This window comes from Elusimicrobiota bacterium, assembly GCA_016721625.1.
In the GTDB taxonomy this organism is placed as follows: Bacteria; Elusimicrobiota; Elusimicrobia; order FEN-1173; family FEN-1173; genus JADKHR01.
On record JADKHR010000001.1, the window covers coordinates 1,387,220 to 1,408,177 of the forward strand.

General features: G+C 61.6%; 17 protein-coding genes and 1 pseudogene. 4 read left to right on the plus strand and 14 right to left on the minus strand.

What is annotated here, in order from left to right; genetic code table 11:
* Positions 1–10: 10 nt before the first annotated feature.
* A pseudogene (cysA, locus tag IPP35_05955) lies at positions 11–726 on the minus strand (sulfate ABC transporter ATP-binding protein).
* A gap of 281 nt (positions 727–1,007) precedes the next feature.
* Entirely contained in the window at positions 1,008–6,302 is a 5,295-nt protein-coding gene (locus IPP35_05960) for a hypothetical protein (protein ID MBL0058642.1), read from the minus strand.
* A 441-nt stretch (positions 6,303–6,743) separates the two neighbouring features.
* Here IPP35_05960 and IPP35_05965 point away from each other — a divergent pair, with 441 nt between their 5' ends.
* The 4 genes from IPP35_05965 to IPP35_05980 are packed head-to-tail and all read left to right on the plus strand — an operon-like array spanning position 6,744 to position 10,894.
* Complete coding sequence (locus tag IPP35_05965; GenBank protein ID MBL0058643.1) at positions 6,744–7,670, plus strand: ABC transporter ATP-binding protein; 927 nt, start codon at positions 6,744–6,746, stop codon at positions 7,668–7,670.
* Entirely contained in the window at positions 7,667–8,383 is a 717-nt protein-coding gene (locus tag IPP35_05970) for an ABC transporter permease subunit (protein MBL0058644.1), read from the plus strand. The genes IPP35_05965 and IPP35_05970 overlap by 4 nt, the downstream gene beginning before the upstream one ends.
* Positions 8,380–9,984: a GldG family protein gene (locus IPP35_05975; protein MBL0058645.1), complete on the plus strand. Its 1,605-nt coding sequence runs from the start codon at positions 8,380–8,382 to the stop codon at positions 9,982–9,984. Before IPP35_05970 ends, IPP35_05975 begins: the two co-directional genes overlap by 4 nt.
* Positions 9,977–10,894, plus strand: a complete 918-nt coding sequence (locus tag IPP35_05980; protein ID MBL0058646.1) for a DUF4340 domain-containing protein — start codon at positions 9,977–9,979, stop codon at positions 10,892–10,894. The genes IPP35_05975 and IPP35_05980 overlap by 8 nt, the downstream gene beginning before the upstream one ends.
* A gap of 153 nt (positions 10,895–11,047) precedes the next feature.
* Here the strand turns inward: IPP35_05980 and IPP35_05985 are convergent, their stop codons facing one another.
* From IPP35_05985 to IPP35_06040, 12 genes are all read right to left on the minus strand, one after another.
* Entirely contained in the window at positions 11,048–12,544 is a 1,497-nt protein-coding gene (locus IPP35_05985; protein ID MBL0058647.1) for an aldehyde dehydrogenase, read from the minus strand.
* Positions 12,541–12,762, minus strand: a complete 222-nt coding sequence (locus IPP35_05990) for a hypothetical protein (GenBank protein MBL0058648.1) — start codon at positions 12,760–12,762, stop codon at positions 12,541–12,543. Before IPP35_05990 ends, IPP35_05985 begins: the two co-directional genes overlap by 4 nt.
* A gap of 97 nt (positions 12,763–12,859) precedes the next feature.
* Complete coding sequence (locus IPP35_05995; protein MBL0058649.1) at positions 12,860–13,282, minus strand: hemerythrin family protein; 423 nt, start codon at positions 13,280–13,282, stop codon at positions 12,860–12,862.
* A gap of 48 nt (positions 13,283–13,330) precedes the next feature.
* A complete protein-coding gene (locus tag IPP35_06000) occupies positions 13,331–14,518 on the minus strand; it encodes a HAMP domain-containing protein (protein MBL0058650.1) in 1,188 nt (395 codons plus the stop codon).
* Positions 14,519–14,538: 20 nt separating this feature from the next.
* Positions 14,539–16,197 (minus strand): type IX secretion system membrane protein PorP/SprF, encoded by a 1,659-nt coding sequence (locus IPP35_06005; GenBank protein ID MBL0058651.1) that lies wholly within the window; start codon positions 16,195–16,197, stop codon positions 14,539–14,541.
* Entirely contained in the window at positions 16,194–16,580 is a 387-nt protein-coding gene (locus tag IPP35_06010) for a hypothetical protein (GenBank protein MBL0058652.1), read from the minus strand. The genes IPP35_06005 and IPP35_06010 overlap by 4 nt, the downstream gene beginning before the upstream one ends.
* Positions 16,581–16,582: 2 nt before the next feature.
* Entirely contained in the window at positions 16,583–18,190 is a 1,608-nt protein-coding gene (locus IPP35_06015; protein ID MBL0058653.1) for a hypothetical protein, read from the minus strand.
* 211 nt (positions 18,191–18,401) lie between these two features.
* Entirely contained in the window at positions 18,402–18,875 is a 474-nt protein-coding gene (locus IPP35_06020; protein MBL0058654.1) for a hypothetical protein, read from the minus strand.
* 49 nt (positions 18,876–18,924) lie between these two features.
* The gene (locus IPP35_06025; protein MBL0058655.1) at positions 18,925–19,266 is read right to left on the minus strand and encodes a hypothetical protein; all 342 of its coding nucleotides are present in this window, start codon (positions 19,264–19,266) and stop codon (positions 18,925–18,927) included.
* On the minus strand, positions 19,236–19,727 hold the full coding sequence (locus tag IPP35_06030; protein MBL0058656.1) for a hypothetical protein: 492 nt from the start codon (positions 19,725–19,727) through the stop codon (positions 19,236–19,238). The genes IPP35_06025 and IPP35_06030 overlap by 31 nt, the downstream gene beginning before the upstream one ends.
* Positions 19,728–20,016: 289 nt before the next feature.
* Positions 20,017–20,562, minus strand: a complete 546-nt coding sequence (locus IPP35_06035; protein MBL0058657.1) for a hypothetical protein — start codon at positions 20,560–20,562, stop codon at positions 20,017–20,019.
* Positions 20,563–20,631: 69 nt separating this feature from the next.
* Positions 20,632–20,796, minus strand: a complete 165-nt coding sequence (locus IPP35_06040) for a hypothetical protein (protein MBL0058658.1) — start codon at positions 20,794–20,796, stop codon at positions 20,632–20,634.
* Positions 20,797–20,958: the final 162 nt, after the last annotated feature.

Sequence of the window (20,958 nt, forward strand, 5' to 3'; positions counted from 1 at the left end):
AGTTGGTCTCGCCCACGAACCGCGCGACGAAAGGGGTGGCCGGGTGGTCGAAGATCTCCAAGGGCGTGCCCTCCTGCTCGATCCGTCCCTGGGCCATCACCAGGATTTTTCCGGAGATTTCCATGGCCTCCTCCTGGTCGTGGGTGACGAAGAGGGTGGTCACCCGGGCCTCTTCGTGCAGGCGCCGGATCCATTCCCGCAATTCTTCCCGCACCTTCGCATCCAATGCGCCGAAGGGTTCGTCCAAAAGCAGGACCCGGGGCCGGGGGCCAAGGCCCGGGCCAAGGCCACCCGTTGACGTTGACCGCCGGAAAGCTGGCCGGGAAACCGGGATTCGTATCCGTCGAGCTGGACGAGCTTTAAGAGTTCGCTCACCCGCGCCCGGATGGATTCCAGCGGGACTTTCCTCACCGAAAGGCCGAAAGCGATGTTGTCCCAAATGGTCATGTGCTTGAAGAGGGCGTAGTGCTGAAACACGAAACCCACGTTCCGCTCCCGGGCGCTCTGGGAAGTGGCTTCCTCGCCCGTCAAAAGGATGTCCCCCGCGTCGGGCCGCTCCAACCCCGCAATCATGCGGAGGAGGGTGCTCTTGCCGGACCCCGAGGGGCCCAAGAGCGCCACGAGCCCCCCCGTTTCCATGCGGAAGGACACCCGGTCCACCGCCAGGAAACCGCCGAACCGTTTGGTCAACCCGCGAACTTCAATGCTCACCCGTCCCTCCTCCATTACAACCCGAGGCCTCCCATTTCAATTCCAGCCATTTCAGCCCGGGAACAAGGTAATTCTACCCACATCCGTCGCCGAACGCCAGGGGCCGGAACGTCAAACGAGCCATTCCGCCCTTAACCCGGATTCCCCGGTGGGGCGTGAGGACCGAGACGGAAAAGGCGGGCGTTTTTACGAACAAAAAAGTGCAAGCCGTAGCGGGGACTACGGACAAACTTTTTTGTGAAGGAAAAACGCCCGAATTTTACGTCGAATCCCGCGATCCAACTGGGGAATTCGGGTTAAGCATTCCGCAACACCAGGGCGACGATATCGATGGCCGCTCCCCAATCGGAAGGGGTCGCCCGATCGCCTTTGAGAAGGCGTTGGAGGAATTCCAACAACGCCCTCTTGAGACCGCCGGTCGACCCCACATCGCCCAACACCTCGATGGAGTTTGGATCCACATGGATCCCGGGGGACAGGCCCACTCGCCACGATACGGGGACCGCCGCTGAGAAATCTTTTAATGATTCCACTCCCTGGGCTAACGAAGCGGGGTCTAGAACGCCGGCCGGAGCCACGGGGGATTTAATGATGTGGACATAGGGGCGGGCCCCCTTTAAAGCCACGAGCCGCTCCGCGACACCGATGGTCGTTCCGGCCAAAACCAGATGGATGGGATTTTCCCTCCCTTGATTTGCCTCGTCCAACCGGGACACGATCGACTCCATTTCGCCCAGGGATTCCCGAGAGAGGATCATGAGGGGAACCACCAGCCCCGCCCTTCCACCGCCTTCACCCGACGGGACCGCCGAAAGACGGTTCAGGACATCCGCCGGGCCCGCGAAGGAGGGAACTCTCCTTTTTCCCGCCCGCAGGGCTTCGCCATAGACTTTTCGAAATTCCGGTGACCGAAGGGATCCCCGCATATCCCGAACCCAGGATAAAACGCCGTCCGCTTGGGCGAGACCCAACGAACCTTCATAGGGCCATGCCTCGCCGACGGCGGTTCCCCGTGCCCCTTGGACCGAGGCCGTCAGTCGACGGAACGTGGTCGCCGCTTCCCGCTGGGCCCGCTGGCGTAAAGCGTTGGCCGAGCGGCGCATGGAGGCCACCCCAAGGACTCCGCCCAGGGCGACGGTGATCGCAAAACCCGCCGTCCCCTGCATGAATTGAAAAATCGGCCCGCCCGCGAAGAACAAGACCGCTAGAACCACGGCAATTCCCAAGCGCTCCATTCGAAACACGAGAACCGCGGCCCAGCGCGGGAGGAAGGGCAAAATCACTTTTGACCCATCCAGCGGAGGGATAGGGAGGAGGTTGATCACCGCCATGAGGACGTTGACCTGAATGCCGATTTTCGCCATGGCGCCCAAAAAGGTGCCCAAACCCGGCGCGGCCGGATAAATCTCGTGGGCGGCCACGAAAAGGGCCGCCATCCAAAACAACAATTGCGCGACGTTGGCCGCCGGGCCGGCCGCCGCCACCCAGGGTATGTCCCCTGAAGGATTTCGAAGTCGGGCGAAACTAACGGGAACCGGTTTCGCCCACCCGAACAAGATCCCGAACTGGCTCAACACCACCGGCACCAGGAAGGTGCCCACCCCATCCACATGGCGCAGAGGATTTAAACTGAGCCGCCCTTCCTCCTGCGCCGTTGGGTCCCCCCGTCGCAGGGCCATCCACCCATGGGCGACCTCGTGGAGGACGATGGCGAAATAGACGGGGACGGCGATGGTCAAGAACATTCTCATCAACGGCCACACTCCCGCCCATCCTATCGCATCGCCCGCCTCCGCCCAGGCGCTCGGGATCAAGGACAGGCCGCCGGTTAACCCCGCCAAGGGTTTCCATCCCGGGAGAGAAAAGCCTTTGTCCCTTTTATTTCGGACAGGCAACGGCTCAGGTCTCCTGCTGGTCACCCGGTGGAAAACCCCACCCTCTCCCGCGAGCGGGAGAGGGAGAAACGTCTGGACCTGAGTCGTTACTCGGACAGAGGGAAAGAACCTTCTTTGGTTTTTGTCGGAAAAAAATCGGAACGGCCGACGGAGATCGAGGGCCAGGGCGTTCCGCAAAAAAGGACTGGGGGATCGGCGACGGATTTCACGGTCGGCCACGGCGTTTCGCGCGTGGCGCTGAAACCAGGGGAAAAGGCGGAGCCAGAGAGTGGGAGGCCCCCGGGAACCTGCTCCGGAAAGAACCGATTTGTCAGCGGTGGGCGTTTTATAGAAAAGCCAATCCGCCATAACGCTGAGAGCGGGACGATGGTTTTGATCATATTCCGTTAAACCGTAGGTCCCGAGAGACCAACCGAATTTCCCGCGACGCCCGCGCTGGTTCATCCTTTCTTGGGTTTCGATTCTTAAACGGTCGGTGGAACCCAGGGCCCCCCCGAACCGGCTTCGAACCTTTTGAATCGCGGCGTCGCTGATCTCCGGGGGGAAGGAATATTCCCCAAAAATCCGCTTCGCCATCTCGCGGGCTATTCCCGTGAGGAGGGCGTCCTTCAGATTGAGGAAAGAAATGCTCCCGCCGTAAACAACTCCCGCCCCGAGCAACGCGGAGGCCCCCGAAAGGGTCCCGAAGACTCCACCATCCAGACCAAACCAGGCCAGCCCCACCGCGATGGCGCCCCAGCCAAAAGCCCCGGAGGCCCGGGCCAAGGCATTGAAGGCCGCCCCGTTCGTTGATTCATCGAAAAACCCGTTCATCACCTCTTGCCAGGTCGCGTGATGGAAGGACCCGAGAGCCGCGGCGAACCCCGCCCTGGCGTGATCTCCCGTGGAGGACGGGGCCAAAGGGAAAAAGGAGGTCCGGCCGAAATCCAAGGAAATAACACACCCCGCCTGGGCCAGAAGGACGGAAGGGGCCACCACGTCCCACTCCTTCACCTCTTCTTTCGCGTAGGCGGCGGGATTAACGGCAAAACCAGGCAACGATATCCCGACCTTGTTTAACGACATCAAGGCCAACCAGAGCGCAATGGAGGAAGCATGGCGCTCCGTCCGACCAAACACTTGCTCGGCCCGTCCCAACGCCGGAAAGGGTCTCCCATTCCGATAATCGCCGTGCCCCATCACCGTCCAATCGCCAGGGCGCGAGGACAATCGTGATTCGTCAACGGGCCTATGGAATTGATCCCCGACCCAGAAGCCGGGAGGATCGTCCGCCCGCGCCTTTATTAAAAGTGGATGACCGTCAGGCCCCGGGATGGAGGGAAAATAGGAAATTCCCAAAACCGGATTTCCCCGGAAGAGCAAACCGATCAACACCCCCCACCGATTTTCCCGCCCGGAGTTTTTTCCCAAATAGTTCGACGTTCCATCCAAGGGATCGATGTACCAAACAAAATCGGATTCGGCGACGAGGTCGGCCATGTTCTCTTCCCCCACAATGGCGTGGGTGGGAAAAGCCTCGCGGATCGAACCGATCACTCTCCGTTCCGATTCGAGATCCGCGTGGCTGACCCAACTGCCGTCAGCCTTGTTGGTTCCAATGGCTTTCCTTTGCTCCGCCAGCAAATAGTTCCCGGCCTCCAGGACCGCCGATTGGGCCATCGCGAAAGCCCGATCGAGGATCGCGGTCACCTCGCCGGGGAGAGCGGCGGGAGCGGGTGAAACGGCGCGGGGGGCTTGTTCGTTCGTTCGGGAGGACACGGGAGGGCGAGAGATCTTCGACCGGGCCAGAACCCACGCGTTCCGGGCTACGCGGGCCATGCGCGACCAAACCTCGGACCACACCCCGAAGGATTCCGCCCTCCCCAGGAGGCGGCGGCCGAGGGGCGCGGAAAGATCTTTTCGAACGGAATAGGTGCCACGGGCCAACGGCAGGGAGAGACCCTCGGCGAATCGGACCACCCGACGGCGCAGGGAAGGCGCCAGTTGCTCCATAGCGTTCTGGGGATCCCGGCTGGTGGCCGCCGTTTTAAGCGGGAGGGCCAACTGTTCCGCCGCCCGTGGGCAGGGGTCTTGGCCGAGAAAAAGTTTTTCACCTTCAAAGAGCTTTTGCAGAGGGGTCTTTTCTTGCGTGAAAATCCCCAGGGCGACCTGGCCCTCGGCGACGTCGATTTTCTCAACCTTCGGAACGAAGGAGAGAACGACGGCGCCGGCCCGGTTTAAGTCCTCCGTGATCCCCGGGGCGTGATACCCCCCCGTGATGAGAAGGACCACGGGCGAGGTCCGGGGCGTTTTCCTTTTAATGTTTTGCAACGCCGACAGCACGTTCGCGGCCATGGCGCCGTCCCGGACGTGGGCCTCCTGATAGAAAGATTCAAAAGATTCCAACCCCGCCGTGGGCGTCTCGGCATACTCACGCCATTCGCCGGGGGTCAAAGAAAAGTCCACTAGTTTTTCCGTTAAAAACACTCGCCGGGAACGGGCGACCAGGCCGGACTCCAGGGGGCTATGGCTCCACCGGCGGTAGGCATCTTTTTCCAGGGACTGGAGATCGCTGAAAAGGGATCCCGCGTCCACCCCGTCCGCCAACAGAACATAGCGGACATAGGCGTCCAGATTTTTGCCGAGGGGGACGCCGTTCTCGGCGCACAGATCCTTGAGGTATTGATAAAACTCCCCATACCGCAGGGTCCCCGCCCGGTAGGCCGCCCCCTGGGCGAGAAGTCGGGCCAGTTCATGGGGGTCTAGGCGAGACCCCAGGACCTCCGCGGCCCGGGACCGCTCCGACTCCACCGCCTGAAAATCCAAACTATTTTCCATCGCCAAGGCCTCGATGAAACAGCGGACGTCCACCGGGAGGACCCGAGCACCCTTCGTGACGGCCTTGACGTAATCGGAAAGGGACGTGCGCCCCTTCGCGTATCCGGTGACCGCTTGATCGAAGGCGTAGAGGGCGGGATTGAAAATCTTCTTCTTTTCCTCCTCCAATCGGGCCGCGCGATCAGCCCCCTTCGCCTTCTGTTCCTCCATCCGCAGAGCGGAACGGCGATAGGCCTCCACGTTGGCGGCGTAATGGCAGGGGTCGTCGACTCCGATCAGGGACGGAAACGGGCCCGTCGCGGTGAGGACCGCGTGGATGGGGCCCGTGATTTCGTTTTGCGCCAACGATTCTTCCGCCGCCAGTTGAACGGCCGCCCGTTCCGGGAACGCCCGAAACCGCGCCAGATCCATGGGGCGGGTCGATCCTTCCAGAAGGATGAGATCGGAGAGAGGGCCCAGGGACGCCACCACCGAAGAGATATGACGTTGGGCTTCCGCATTTCGATGGATGTCCTGGATGTGAATGATAATGGGACTGAACGGGGAAACCCGGGGGGGAAGCGAAACCGAACGGAGCGATCCGAAAGCGGTGGGCAGGGAGCGGAAGAGGCCTCCGTGGGTTAAAAGAAAGGAAGCCGGCAAAGAACGCTGGATTTTTTCCGGAAGAGTGGGTTCGACTTTTTGCGTTGTTCCGGAGGAACCGGGAAGGACCGGGGTCTGGAGGGAAGGCAGGCCGGCCAAAAGAGTGCCCCCCCGACCCGCCAAGAGCCGCCGTTCCGTCCAAAAATTCGTTTCAGCGGCGTGGGCCAGGGCCACGTTCGCGGCGAAATAGACACCGCCCAGCCAAGCGCCCGCCCACCGTCGCCATTTTCGTTCCAAGAACAAAGGACCTCCCGTGTGATGGAAATCCATCCCATTCTACCCGCGCGACCCGAAAGACGGCCTTAAGGGTTTGTAACAAAATAGTAACAACCGAGGGAGTCACAGCTGTCCGGGGAAAGTTGAGTCGATCTTTCTGACCCCCGGTTTAGCCCGAACCGTTTAGACTGGGCCTCCCCGGCCAGACCCGGGCAAAGGCCCTTTTTAGACGCGCAAAAACCCCTTCGGGGCCGGGGCCTATTCGGCCCGTCGGCGCCGTCCTACAGATTATCTCCATGGGTGGTGCCGTCCCGACTTCGGACATCCAGGTCGGACGGGCCACCGGGGTTTTGCTGGAAAGCCGCCGCTCTCTTTAGGGAGCCCGAAGACCGCGTGGCCCGGGGAATTGAAAAAGGGCTTGTCATTTTCTAGTATGATTCCCTTCTTGGAATACGCGAACCCATGATCGAAGTCACCGGACTCATCAAAGACTACGGCGCCACCCGGGCGGTGAACGGCGTTTCTTTCACCGTTAATCCCGGCGAAGTGGTGGGACTCCTGGGCCCCAATGGCGCGGGGAAAAGCACCACGCTTCGCGTGCTGACGGGCTATCTCCCTCCAACGGCGGGCGTGGTCAAGATGGGCGGCGTGAACGTCCTGGAAAACCCCCTGGAAGTTCGGCGCCGCGTGGGCTATCTTTCCGAAGCGAACCCCCTTTACGAATCCCTGGGCGTCTGGGAATGTTTGACCCTGTTCGCCAAACTCAGGGAAATCCCGGTAAAAACCATCCAAGCCCGCGTGGCCGAGGTGGCCGAGCAATGCGCTATTTTGGACGTCATGGCCAAGGACGTGGGAGAACTCTCCAAAGGATACCGTCAACGGCTGGGCCTGGCCCTGGCCATGTTGCATGACCCGGAGATCTTGATTTTGGATGAGCCCACTTCGGCTTTAGACCCCAACCAACAAAAAGAAGTGCGGGACCTCATTCTTCGTCTGAAAGAAAAAAAGACCGTCCTCCTTTCCACCCATATTTTGCCGGAAGCCCAACGGATCTGCGACCGGATTTTGATCATTCATAAAGGGACCATCGTCGCCCAGGGCACCATGGAGGAACTGCAACAGCGTCTGACGGGGGCCTACACCTTTTTCGTTCGACTGAAAGGCCCGGCCGAACCCTTGGCCGCTCGCCTCGGCGCCTTGCCGGGCGTCACCGTCGAGCGGCGGGACGATGCGGAACCCGACTGCCCCGGTTTCACCATTTCCGCCGCGGAGGACCCCCGGGAAGCGGTCAGCCGTTTGGCCGCCGAGGCCGGGTGGCCGATCATGGAACTGCACCGTCCGGCGGCGGCCCTGGACGACATATTTAGACAGTTCACGGAGGCGAAATGAAGGTTTCCCGCGCCTGGCTCTTGACCCAGAAGGAATGGAAGGAGTCCTTCAACTCCCCCATGCCCTACATCGTTCTGGTCCTTTATTTCGTGATCATGGGTTGGTTTTTCACGGCGTCGCTGTTTCTCGGGGGACAGGCGACCTTAGACGAATTTTTCGGGCCCATGCCGCTGATCCTGGGGATTTTCCTCCCGGCCTTCACCATGCGGCTTTTCGCCGAGGAGTTTAAAACCGGCACCATCGAAACCCTGGCCACGCTCCCGTTGGAAGACGGCGAAATCGTGCTCGGAAAATTCGGCGCGGTGCTCACGGTCTGGCTGGCCATGATCGGGCTGTCCGCCGTCTACTTGGCGCTCTTGGTTTTTCTGGGGCCCCCGGACCTGGGACAAATGGCGGCGGGGTTCGTCGGGGCGGTCCTGCTCGGTGCTTTTTTCGGGGCCCTCGGTCTTTTCGCCTCTTCCTTGAGCCGGAGCCAGGTGGTGGCGTTCCTGCTCGGATTCCTCTTCTGCTTCGCCTTCTTCCTCATCGGCCGGACGGCGGATTATGTCCCCGGCGTTCCGGGCCAACTCCTCTCTTACCTTGGGGTGGATCGGCACTTCAGCGGTTTCATGAAAGGGGTCGTGGACACGAGGGACGTCCTCTATTTCCTTTCCGGCACGGTTTTGGCCCTGACCGCGACCTTGGCGAGTTTTAACAGCCGGCGATGGCGATGATTCCCGTGGCCAACAACCGCAAAGTTCAATTGAGTCTCGTCTCCGGGACGGGCCTTCTGCTCGTCCTGGGGGCCCTGGCGTTCTTAAACCTCCTGGGGGACCGCTTTTTCATACGGTTCGATTGGACCGCCGACCACCGCTATTCCCTTTCACGGGCCAGCCTGGACTTGGTGAAATCCTTGGAGGATCCTGTGATTGCGCGGTTTTATCTCACGCCGGGCCTTCCCCAGCCCTACGAGAGCCAGGGACGATACATCCGGGACCTCCTTCAGGAATACCAAACCGCGAGCCGGGGGAAATTCTCGGTGGAAACCATCGCCCCGGACAAATCCGAGGAAACTCTGATGGAGTTCAACCGACTGAACCTTCGACCCGCCCGTTTCACCCAGGTGGGCTCGGACCAGTTCCAGGTCCGCGAAGGGTACATGGGGCTGGTCCTCCATTACCAAGACAAGCAGGACGTGATCCCCTTCGTCAAGGAGGTGGACAACCTCGAGTATGAGATTTCCAGCCGTCTGCGGGTGATGAGCCAGAAGGGAAAGAAGATCCTCTTTTTCATCTCCAACCACAACGAAGTTTCCCCCGAATTCATTAAACAGGGGCCCGCTGGACGGCTCTTCGACGAATTCCGGGTGGAGACGACGCGACTGTCTAAAGAGGGGCCGGGCATGAAACCCGACGTCGTCTTCCTCCTGGGCCCGAAAAGCCCCATGACCCCGGAAGAATTGGACGCCCTGGACAATTACGTGGCTTCGGGCGTGCCCTTGGTGGCGGCGCTGAACCGCCGGGTGGTTTTCCCCGACAACCTCCGCTCCATCGCCCAGGCCACGGGGTTGGAACCTTTCCTGGAACATTACGGCGTTCAGGTGGAACGGGATTTCGTCATGGACGACCAATGTCGGAACATCACGATGCAGGATCAGCAGACGATTTTCCCGGTTAAATATTACCCGCTGGTCATGGCGAACGATTTGAACCGGCAGAACCGCTCCCTCCAGAGCATCGACGTGCTGGGATTCCCCTACGCCAGCGCGCTCACGCCCACCCTGGCGCCGCCCTCGGCCTTGACGTTCACCTGGCTCGCTCGATCTTCCAAAAAGAGCTGGATCTGGCCCGGGTTCTACAACGTGGACCCCGTGAGCATCTTCAACCAACTGAAGACCGACTCCCCCTCTGATTTTTCCCGGGCGGGTCGGCAAAAAGATCTCGGCCCCTTTACCTTAGCCGCGCTGGTGGAAGGGTCCACCGTCACCTTTCGGGACCCTTCCCGTCCGGCTCCTCGCGTGAAACTGGTGGTCATGGGAACTTCCTTCTTCGCCAACCCCCAAATGCCCAACCCGGACGGCAACGCGCTCTTCATCTTGTCCATGGCCCAGTGGCTCACCCAAGAGGGAAATTATCTGACGATTCCCCCGAAAAGTTCCCCTTACCGCCCGTTGAAACCTGTTCCCGGATGGGTGCGCGCCGTTTTTAAGGGATTCGGTTATTTCTTAGTCCCCTTCCTGGTTCTGCTGGGAGGAGTTTGGCATTGGCGGAACCGCTCCATTGGACGCGAGGGCATCCGCGCCGCGTTTCTCCGTCCCCGGAGCCCCCATGCCTAAATGGATGCGGACCCTGGCCCTGGTTCTAACGGTTTTGGCGGCGGGATATTTAATCAGTCGGATCCCCCGGCCTTCCACAAAACCGATGACCCCGGAAGTTCCAAAAGAGATTGCCCGCTTTGAAATTCAGGTTCCGGGACGGCCCACCATTTCCTTCGAGAAAGCCGAGGCGGGTTGGCAATTGAAAACACCGATCGACGCTCCCGCCAACGACGGCAACGTCGTGAGTTTCTTGGCCTCTCTCCGGTCCCTCACTTTGGAAAATGTGGTGAGTCGTCGGGCGGACAGCCACCCGCTCTTCTTGGTGGACGAGGCCGGCGGGGTGAGGCTCAAGGTCATGGGACCCGGCGGCGCCCTTCCCCTGGAATGGGTGGTGGGAAAAGATTCGCCTTCCGGCGGACATATTTACGTGCGGAAAGGGAACGGCACGGAAGTCTATTTGGCGAAAGGCCTGCGGCGGGAGCTGGTGGAGACGGACCTAAAAGCCTGGCGGGACAACCGCGCGCTTCCCCTGGCCCCCGACGCGGTGATCCAATCGGTTCAGGTCCGCCGAGGAAAAGCGATCCTCGCTCTTGAGCGAAGTTCCACCAGTTGGACCGTGAATGGGAAACCCGCCGACGGCCCCATGGCGGAACGGATGACGAACGGTCTTCGTTACCTCTCCGCGGAAGAGTTTGTGGACCCCCCGGCCTCCCTGGCCCTTTTGGGATCCGGGTTCACCGCTCCTTCCGCCGAAATCACCGTGACCCTGGCCTCGGGCCCGATCCACGTCCTGCGAGTCGGCCGGGAAGAGAAAGGCGCTTCGCCCCGGGTTCTTCTTCGCCGGGACGACGACACGCACCTCCTCTGGGTCTTGACCCGGAATTTCGAGCTCCTCACCGCCGACCCCAAAAACCTTCAAACAAAATAGGGGTCCTTTAGGTTGAAGAGGACCCCCGTTCCTCCGTGGGATGGGTCTTTCCGCCGGGAGCATCGTTCTTTTACTCAGAGTGCCCGAAGGCGACCCTGGGCGAGCTTCGCGACGACGGCCAAACCGCCGCCACGCCATCCGCAACGATTCGAATCACGGATGTCTCCATTTCAACCATTTCCGCAACCGGATCCACTTCTTTTCCCCGTAAGGAAAATAATGGGGCCGCCCCCCCCGCGCCGACGACGATTCCACCCACAGAGTCCGCGTGAGCTCCGCCAGGCCTTCCGGGCCATGCACGCGCCCGAAACCGGAAGCCTTCGTTCCACCAAAAGGAGCGCGGACATCGTCCGCGCCATAGCCCCCGTCGTTAATCCACACCGTTCCGACCTGGATTTTACGAGCCACGGCCCGTGCGCGGGAAAGGTCGGACAACCAAACGCTGGCGGCAAGACCGCCGGGGGTGTCGTTGGCCAGCCGAACCATCTCCTCTTCGTCGGCCGCCCGGGAGAGAAGGACCACGGGGCCGGAGTATTCTTCCCGCGCGATGCGCGCGGCCGACGAAACATCGGCCAACACCGTCGGCTCAAAACAAAGGTCTCCTGGAGACCGCCGGCGTCCCCCCAACAGAACCCGCGCCCCCTCCTTTTTGGCTTCCCCCACCAGATCCTCGAGGAGGCACACCCGTTCTTCGTCCGGGAGAGGGCCGATTTCCGTGTCGGGAAACTCCGGGGCGCCGATCCGAAGCGAGGCGACGGCTTCCACGAAGAGGGCCGAAAAGAGATCGAAGACGCCGTCCTCCACAATGATCCGCCGGGCCGCCGCCCGATTTTGGCCTGCCTTGGAAAACGCGGCCCAAACAAGACCTCGCACCGCCCGCGCCAGATCCGCCCCGTTGAATACCAAAGCCGCATCCTTCCCGGAAGACTGAAGAACCACGGGGGTTCCCGCTTCAGCGGCCGCGAGCATCAAAACCCGGCCTTCCGCCGCGGACCCCGTGAAAAATAATTTTTCCACGCCGGCCCGACAGAGGGTCTCTCCGGCCGCGCCGTCCCCATGGATCATTTCAAACACCCCCGGCGGGAAACCGGCTTTGCGGAAAAGGTCTTCGGTGGCCGAAGCGGAAATGGGGGCGCCTGGAGAAGGTTTCCAAATCACCGTGTTGCCTGCCAGGAGAGCGGCCGCCAATTGGAGAACGTCGTGGGCGAGGGAAAAAGGGCCGGAGTTGAGGACCCCGACCACCCCCAGGGGTTCCCGGAAGAGATCGAAACGTTTGACCCCGCGCAGGACATCCATCCAGGTTCGTGGTTCCCGGCGAGGCGCCAGCCAGTCCGGCCCCCGCCGCGCGAGGACGGACAACCCCTCGGAGGTGGCCAGGAAATCGGTCGAGAGGGTCTCGATCAACGGTTTCCCGATTTCCCGCGTCATCAAATGGGCCAGAGTCTCGGATTGAAGGAGAACGACGCGCCGGAGAGCGTCCAACCGATCCACCCGGCGGGCTAAACTTTCCGCCGCCCAGAGGGGTTGGGCGCCCCGCGATCGTTCGATCGCCGAACGCACTTCCTCCGTTTGGGGTCCCGAAAAGCCCCGGCGGCTTTTGGATTCCCGCCGAATAAAAAGAAGGGGCGCGCCCGTCAAACGGTCGGTCACAACGGCGTTTTTATCCTGCACGCCCGAATGGCGCACCACCCTTTTCGAGCCTCAAAGAGCATGAAGACCCCGCCCAGAGCGGGCACGAGAACAGCCGCCCAGAGACCCACGCCCCAGGGACGCGAGAGAGTCAATGCCTGCCACAGGCTCACGACCAAAAGAGCCGCCCCGCAAACCGCGCGGACTTTCCGACCCCGCCCATCGATGTTTGGAATCATTTGAATGAATTCTACCACATGCTCGAAGGAGACTGTTCGTTCGGGAAAAGGGGAGGGACCTGAGCCGTTCCCGACAGGTATTTCTCGGACGGCTTATTTAAGACGCGGGCGCGGTGAGGACTCCGTCGGATTTGAGGTGCGGAACGTAGGCCATGTCTTCGTGAAGAATGTGTTGCACGATCCACTCGGAGAGCAAGAGAGACACCTGCATGGCCAGGAACAGCTCGCCTCTCCGGTATCGATCCAAAAGCGTCCGCGTCCGCTCCTCCAACAACCGATGTTTCTCCCGATGGGCGGCCAACCCTGGGAACCCGGCCTCTTCCATTCCCCGTTCTTCAGCCCGGAAGTGGAGACTCGCGTAGTCCAGGAGAAAGGTGAGAGCCTGGATGACCGCCTCCTTTCGCCGTCCTTCCTCCAGGGCTTCGTTAAAAGCGTTCAACCGGCGAAAGAACTCCTGATGTTGTTGGTCTATGAGCGGAAGACCTGTTCTGTAATGTTCCAACCATTGAAGCTTGGCCATGCCGTTCCTCCCGTTTTTTAATAGCGACCGGGTTCGCCCCACCAAATCCTATTCCAACCGTCGGGATTCGGGAACGTCCCCCCCCATCTGAGCCAAGATATCCCTAAACGCATTGACCGCCGAATCAAATTCATCCTTACCTTGAGCCGTTACTGGTCCAGGCGCCCTTCCCGCACCTTGCCCCCCCATCGCCGTGGAGGGAGCGGCCGTGCCTTCGGCCCTCTGGCCCGCGGCCTGTCCCCGGAGCCCTGCGGAGGAGGGGGCGGCCGTGCCTTCGGCCCTCTGGCCCGCGGCCTGTCCCCGGAGCCCTGCGGAGGAGGGGGCGGCCGTGCCTTCGGCCCTCTGGCCCGCGGCCTGTCCCCGGAGCCCTGCGGAGGGGGCGGCGGAGGGGGCTGATGGGACGGTGGGGGGAGCCGACTGAACCGGACCGGGCCCCTTTGTCGACTCCGGAATTTCCACGGGAGGGGGCGAGGCTTTAGGCCGAGTGAGCTGGATGGCCATCTCCCCGATACTCCGGGCCAGCTCGGTCAGCTCGTTCCCGCCGGAAAACTGAAGGGCCTGCCCCTTTTCCCCCCGGGCCACCCGATCGGCCCAGGAGCGAAGTTCACGGATGGGGCTGATGACCGACCGATAAAGGGCGAAGAGAAAAACCAACCCCAAAAAAGCCACGAGGCCAAGCCCCCCCAACAAACTCAAATGGTTCCGCCGGAGTTCTGCCAGCATGCGGCGTTCAGTGCGCTCTTTCTCCGCCTCGGTGCGGCCTTTGACCACGCTGAAAACCGCCAAGGCTTTGACGGCCGCGGGGGAGAACTCTTTTTCCACCGCCCCCATGGCCTCCGACCGGCGCCCGGCCTCCAACAGGTCCTCGATATTTTTTGCGGGCTCAGCGATGGCGTCGTTCACCTTCCGGACGGCGGGGATTTCTTCGCCCTGGGCTTCCCGCGCCTTCGCCGACTTTTCCCATTGGGCCAGTCGTTGACGGGTTTGCGCCGCCGCCTGGGCCAATTGAAGTTTTTCGGCTTCGTCGTTCAGCAGGACGTAATTCTCCAGGGCGCGAACTTGGCGGACGAGAAAATACTCAATGTCGGTCACCGCCGCGTGGGTCTTCATGGCTCGGCGGCTGTCGGCGAAGGCCGCCTCCTCCCGGCGGATGTTGAGAAAACACCAGGCTCCGACCGAACCGGAAACCCACGCAAAAAAGAGCGCGAAGAGAACGACCTTGGAACGGATCTTCATGGAAAATCCTCGTCTTCGGCCTAAGGGTTTTTCAACTTGGCCAATTCGTTTTTGACTTCGGAAAGGTCAATGCCGGACCGCGAATAACGTTTGATCATGCGTTCCAGCAAGGAAATCCGTTCCGTCACATCTCCCCCCTGGGCCACCGTTTTCTTATAAAAGTCCAGGGTGATGCGATAATCCGTGGACACCTGGGCCAGGTCGGACTTGACGCGTTCCAGTTCTCGGGCCGCCCGGGAAACGTCCACGCCCGTCTTGGAATATTTTCCCAGGATGCCGTTTAAGAGTTCGATCCGACCTGCCAAGCTTTCACCCCGCGACACCTGGGCACCGTAGCCCCGCATGGCCGCCTCGTAGGCGGCTGAATATTCCCGGTACGCCTTGTCCCGGGCCAACCGCTCCCTCTCCGCGGCGGAGAGAACCCGGGTAGGAACGGGGACGGCGGCGGCGGGCTTGGCGCCCGCTTTCTTGGCCGCGGCCAACTCCGCTTTCAACCGCTCCACATCGGTGGCATACTGGTTCAATAACTTATTCCGCTCCGCGCGAATGAAAGCGGATTCGGCCTCCGCTGTTTTCAAAGCCGCTTCGGCCCGGGCGGTGGCCTCCCGCTCTTCCCGCATCATTTCGTATAGCTCGTCCTCCGCCGGCGCCCGTCCGAACTTGTACGACAACGAAATATTGTGCAGGTTCCCCGTCTCGTCCGCGGCGCCCAGCGGAAGGGTGAACACGTAATCCAAGACAACCCCGTTCACTTCATACCCGGCCCCCACGTTCACCTGTCGATAATCCCGACCGCCCACGCCCGCGCCGCCCCGCACCGCGAGCATTCCGTACCGTTTGAACGCCCATAGCCGTTCCCCGCCCAACTGCAGTCGGGTGTCCGCTTGGCCGGTCAGAAACGTCCGGTGGGTGAGGTCCGCCGTCACTTTGAGTAGCTTTTTATCGTACACCGCGCCGAGCCGCGTGATCATGGGAAGCCGGTCATCGCTCACCAGTCCCAGATCCGGTCGGTTGGCGTTCAAAAGAGAGAGCCCCAACCGAATGTCCGGGAGGATCGTATAGAGAGCTCCCAGGTCCACCCCGAGCGCCGTCTTTGAATGGCCGTTTAGGAAGACGGGGTCCTGGGCTCCCGTTCGGTTCCCCGGGTTCGCGCCGGAAAAGGCGTTGGCCGTGTCGGCGTTTTCCCCATACGATCGGTCCAGCATTTTCAACCCCACGCCCAGGGACATCCGTTTTTCCATGAGTGATTTGCCGTAGGCCAAGGTGGTGGTGCGTTCTTTAAAGAGACTGTCCACCCGGAACTCCTGATATCCAATTCCGAGCCCTCCCCAGCGGCGATCCGCCGGGAGCGGCAAGGCGGCGCCGATGAAAGTCTGGGCCGTATGGGTTTGGTCCGACAGGCCGGGGTAGAGCCGAGCGTAATAGGCCGTCACTTCGGGCCGATAAAGGGTCCCCAATCCGGCGGGATTGTAGTAGAGGCTGTGAACGTCGTCCGCCAGCCCCGTGAACGCCCCCCCCAGGGCCGCGGGCCGCGCACCGACGGGGGACTCGTCAAAAGCCAGCGAAAGAGATGGGGAGACACCCAAAGACGCCGCCAACAAAATGGACCCAAAAAAGCGCCGACCGGCGCCGTTGTTCGCCATGATTTCGTCCTCCCGAAAACGCCGCTCACTGTTCATTTCACCACCGCCAAGACGCCGCTCAAGGTTTTCCCGTCCCCTTCAATCCGATAAATATAGGGCCCCGGCCGCACGACCCGGCCGGTCCGGTCCCGGCCGTCCCACATCAGGCTGTCCACTGTCGGAACGCCCCCCGGTGCGGGAACCAAGGAGGAAACCTCGGCGCCCGTCATGTCCAGGATAACCCCCGAAACTTCGGTAAGACTGGGGTTGTCCAACTGAAAAAAAGTAACGTCGTTGATCCCGTCCCCGTTCGGAGAGAAAATGCGGGGCACGACGCCGGTGTTCGGGTCGAGCGACAACCCGGCCGCCGGAACGGCCAATAAAATCCCTCCCAGCCAGAGCAGGGCGCGAAATCGGTGTTGGTTGGTTTGTCGTTTCATTCTTAGTGGGCCGCCACGATGGTTCCCGTGATGGTTTTCCCCTCCCCTTTGATCTGGTAAATATATACACCCGCCGGAACGATCTGTCCAGACTTATCCCGTCCGTCCCACATCAAACTGTCCGGCGTCGGCGCTCCGGCCCCGCCGGGCCGGAGCGTTCCCACGTCGGCCCCGGACATATCGATCACCCGCCCCTCCAGGGACGACCCGTTCGGATTTTGCACGACGAAGTAGACCACATCGTTCGCCCCGTCGCCATTGGGCGAGAAGATGCGGGGGAAGACCCCGGCCTTGTCCAGGGTCAGTTCCGTCGCCACCTCGAACTGGCGGACTTGGTAGACGCCCGGGAGCCCCGTTTGGAACGAAACGGCGACATCGCCCGGAATGATATTGCTGGCGTCCACGTTCGCCTGGCTCACTTTCACCCACGCCGTGCCGTTCCACCAGAGGACGCCCACCTTCTTTTGGTCCACGGGCCCGCCCGACCCTTGATAATTGAGGACCACCGTCATCTCCGGCCGGGAGAAGGCGAAGTCGCCCGGCGCGTGAGACCCGTCCGCCTGCCGCAGACCCACCGTGTAAGTGCTCTGGGTTCGGGTCCCGCCCTGGGTCGACAGGGGAGACGTGTTCGGTTCCACATAAAGGAGATAGTCTGAACCCGCCGATTTCAGTTCTGGGATCAACCCTTCGGGCAGGGTGACGCGCGTATAGGTGAGATCCTGGGCCAGCCCCGTCTGGCCCAGGAAGGCCTGGGGCGTCACTTGCAGGAAGTTGGACCCCGCGACAGGAGACTCCCGTCCGGTCGAGTCCACCGCGACGATCAGGAAGTAGCTGTCCACCAACGGTGTGGTAATGTCGAAAGAGAGCGGTCCGGCCAAGGGGACGTTGGCGACGGTGATGCTGGACGCCCCAAAATTAAAGAGGCTGGTGGACCGGTAGACCCGGTAAGAAGCCAGGTCCGAGATGGGGCTCCCGTCCGCGTTGATCGTCACCGGCGGCCAGGTCACGGTGTGCCCCGTGCCCGTCGGCGTCACCACCAACCCCGCCACGGGAGCGGGGAACAGGTTGTCCCCCACCCCTGTCACGGCCGTCGCTTGGAGGAGGGGGGACGCCGCATTGGCGTCGATGGGCGACGTGTTTCCCACATCGTCCACGCTCTCCACCGCGAACCAATAGGCGGTCCCCTGGGCCAAGTCGATGACCATGGGCGTTTCCGGCGTCCCCGGCGCGCTCGGGACCAAAGGCGGGAACGACGCCGTTAAAGCTTTGTTCCACCACGTGGTCGTGCTTCCTCCCAAACTGATTTCGCTCGCTATGGAAAACGTTGCGTATTTCACCACGTAAGAGGTGACTGCTCCCGACGTCGTGAATATTCCACCGTTTTCCTCGGGCGCCGTCCAGGTTAAGACCACCTGGCCGGGAGTCACCGTGGCCAGCGCGGCCAGGTCTGGAACCGCGTTCGGAGGGAACGTGTCCGCGATGCCCACCGTGAGCGTCAGGTCTGCCGTGAGCGCGGCCCGGCCTGGGACCGGCCCAAAGGCAAAAAGGCTCCCCAAAAGCGCCAAAAGCGCTTCAAGAGGAACCTTCCTATGAGCCTTGGACCGCGTCATGACACGCGCCGCTCCTTATATTCTTCCTATGGCCGCCTGAACCGCTCCCTCTTCCCGCGGGCCCGCGGGGAAGGCGTTTCCGCCCTCCCCGCCCGGGCCGTCGCTCGAAAGACCGGAGGCGGTCTTCTCCTCTCGGCTCCCCTAGTTCGCCGAGACTTCCACCACGAACGTCCGCACGCCAGACACCGTCGAGCTCGTCGGCATGTCCATCTTAAACCACAGTCCCCTCGTCGCCAACGCCACCACCGCCGACGCGTCCTGGTCCCCGAATACACTCCCCCACGCCCGTCGCCACCACCGGCGCCACTTGCGTCAACAGGTCGTCGTTCGCCAGGAACGCTCCCGCCAGCGGAGGAACCGCGCTGTCGTCAAAGAGCGCCCGCAGGTTGTAGGTGTTCGCTCCCGCCGCCGCTCCCGAGCTCCACGTCCCGTCCGCCGTCTTGATTCGAAGCCCGAACGCTTCCACGATGTTCCCGTCGTTCGTCACCGTCACCGAAGACGACAGCTGGTCCACCGCCGCGAGGTTCAGGTTCCCAAGGTTCAACGACGCCTGCGACAGCGCCACGCTCTTGTTCCCCACAGGCGTCACCGTGATCGTCAGGTCCGCCGTCGCCGCCGCCTTCACCGTCCCCACGAACACCGCCATGCTTCCCAGAACTAACACAACCGCCAGTAGCTTTTTCATGGTGTTGCCTCCGTTTTCTTTCGATTGGACTGCTTTAAATTCAACCACCTCATTCTCCTTCCGTTGTGACGAAGACCCGCGTGTGCACTTGAAGCGGGATTTCCAAACCTTCTAATTCCGCGGTGATCAGGAAGAGGAACTTTTTTCCCCTATTTTCCGGTTCGTTCGGGATGGTCAATGTCGGCCGGGTTTCCTTGATCTGGTTCGGTTTGAGTTTCAGAACCGCGGGTTCGACTTTCATCCAGGAAGGATTGGGGTCCGACCATCCGGCTTCGCGGAAGTTCGCTTCGGGTTTAACACTGAGCACACGAAGCCTGACGAGTTCGTTGCCGCGGTTCGTGAGTTTAACCCCCACCCCCTTCAATTCTTTGAGGTCGATGGTTTGACCCAAGGGGACTTTTTCAAGTCGGATCGTGGGGGTGTCATGTCCAGATCCAAGGTGCCCAGTTTCTGCCGGTCTTTTTCTTTCTTGAGCGCCGCCGGGCCTGGTCCCTCGACAGAGAACCTCACGTAGTGGTTGACGGCGATGGCCAAAGAACCCGTCCCTTCCGTGGCCGCGTGGATGTTCACCTGGAAGTGCCGTCCCACCAGGGCGGGGTCCTTGGGCACCGAGAGGATCACCTCGGCGCTGGCCAGGTCACCCGGACCCAGTTTGAATCGGTTCGGAACGATGCGAAGCCACTCCGGATTGGGGACCGGCTCATAGTCTTCCTTGGCCTGGGCCGGACCGGGGATGGGGACCAGCGGTTCCACCAAGACCTCCACGGGTTGGTCCGATTGGTTAATGACAACGTAGGGCACGCCCTTCATCTGGCGCAGGTTGATCACCGATCCCGTAGCGACGTTTTCCATAACGATATCCGGAAAACGAACAGCCAATGACAGCTTGCCCCAGACCGCCGCCGAGAGCAAACAAAAAACGCCTATGGCCGTACCCCACCTCACCCGCCACATTCGAACATCCATCACATGGTCTCCTTGGCTCGTTCGATCCTCATCGGTTTCGCGGCGCGCACCTTGCCTTGCGCCGTTCCGCCTGGACCGCTCCCTCTTCCCGCGGGCCCGCGGGGAAGGCGTTTCCGCCCTCCCCGCCCGGGCCGTCGCTCGAAAGACCGGAGGCGGTCTTCTCCTCTCGGCTCCCCTAGTTCGCCGAGACTTCCACCACGAACGTCCGCACGCCAGACACCGTCGAGCTCGTCGGCATGTCCATCTTAAACCACAGTCCCCTCGTCGCCAACGCCACCACCGCCGACGCGTCCTGGTCCCCCGAATACACTCCCCCCACGCCCGTCGCCACCACCGGCGCCACTTGCGTCAACAGGTCGTCGTTCGCCAGGAACGCTCCCGCCAGCGGAGGAACCGCGCTGTCGTCAAAGAGCGCCCGCAGGTTGTAGGTGTTCGCTCCCGCCGCCGCTCCCGAGCTCCACGTCCCGTCCGCCGTCTTGATTCGAAGCCCGAACGCTTCCACGATGTTCCCGTCGTTCGTCACCGTCACCGAAGACGACAGCTGGTCCACCGCCGCGAGGTTCAGGTTCCCAAGGTTCAATGACGCCTGCGACAGCGCCACGCTCTTGTTCCCCACAGGCGTCACCGTGATCGTCAGGTCCGCCGTCGCCGCCGCCTTCACCGTCCCCACGAACACCGCCATGCTTCCCAGAACTAACACAACCGCCAGTAGCTTTTTCATGGTGTTGCCTCCGTTCTTTTCGAGATGACTGCCGAAAACGGCAATCGCACGTTAATGGCTTGTCGTTCCTCACGGGGTCGATTCCAACCGAAGTTCGATGCCGGGCCGGGCGTAGGTCGCGCAGGGGATAAACGTTGCGGATTTGGGGTTTTCCGAGGAAAACAACGGAGATAAGCGCCGGTTGGGGAACCGGCGCGCGAGGGATTGCGCGCGACATGCCGCCATACGATGCATGGTTGCCTCGTAGTGTTCAGGCCGTGGCCTGGGACTTCAATTTGAGATGACCCACATCATGTATACCCCACCAACGAAAGACTTTCAAGCCCTTTCTTTGGGTTTATTTCCATTTTGGCAGAAGTGTTGCCTCAATCGTTTTGGCCCACTGGATTTTACGAA

What these genes read in the sequence shown, in the direction of transcription:
- IPP35_05965 (MBL0058643.1), top strand. Translation starts at nt 6,744, where the DNA reads ATGATCGAAGTCACCGGACTCATCAAAGACTACGGCGCCACCCGGGCG.
- IPP35_05970 (MBL0058644.1), top strand. Translation starts at nt 7,667, where the DNA reads ATGAAGGTTTCCCGCGCCTGGCTCTTGACCCAGAAGGAATGGAAGGAG.
- IPP35_05975 (MBL0058645.1), top strand. Translation starts at nt 8,380, where the DNA reads ATGATTCCCGTGGCCAACAACCGCAAAGTTCAATTGAGTCTCGTCTCC.
- IPP35_05980 (MBL0058646.1), top strand. Translation starts at nt 9,977, where the DNA reads ATGCCTAAATGGATGCGGACCCTGGCCCTGGTTCTAACGGTTTTGGCG.
- IPP35_05990 (MBL0058648.1), bottom strand. Translation starts at nt 12,762, where the DNA reads ATGATTCCAAACATCGATGGGCGGGGTCGGAAAGTCCGCGCGGTTTGC.
- IPP35_05995 (MBL0058649.1), bottom strand. Translation starts at nt 13,282, where the DNA reads ATGGCCAAGCTTCAATGGTTGGAACATTACAGAACAGGTCTTCCGCTC.
- IPP35_06000 (MBL0058650.1), bottom strand. Translation starts at nt 14,518, where the DNA reads ATGAAGATCCGTTCCAAGGTCGTTCTCTTCGCGCTCTTTTTTGCGTGG.
- IPP35_06005 (MBL0058651.1), bottom strand. Translation starts at nt 16,197, where the DNA reads ATGAACAGTGAGCGGCGTTTTCGGGAGGACGAAATCATGGCGAACAAC.
- IPP35_06010 (MBL0058652.1), bottom strand. Translation starts at nt 16,580, where the DNA reads ATGAAACGACAAACCAACCAACACCGATTTCGCGCCCTGCTCTGGCTG.
- IPP35_06015 (MBL0058653.1), bottom strand. Translation starts at nt 18,190, where the DNA reads ATGACGCGGTCCAAGGCTCATAGGAAGGTTCCTCTTGAAGCGCTTTTG.
- IPP35_06020 (MBL0058654.1), bottom strand. Translation starts at nt 18,875, where the DNA reads ATGAAAAAGCTACTGGCGGTTGTGTTAGTTCTGGGAAGCATGGCGGTG.
- IPP35_06030 (MBL0058656.1), bottom strand. Translation starts at nt 19,727, where the DNA reads ATGGAAAACGTCGCTACGGGATCGGTGATCAACCTGCGCCAGATGAAG.
- IPP35_06035 (MBL0058657.1), bottom strand. Translation starts at nt 20,562, where the DNA reads ATGAAAAAGCTACTGGCGGTTGTGTTAGTTCTGGGAAGCATGGCGGTG.
- IPP35_06040 (MBL0058658.1), bottom strand. Translation starts at nt 20,796, where the DNA reads ATGCATCGTATGGCGGCATGTCGCGCGCAATCCCTCGCGCGCCGGTTC.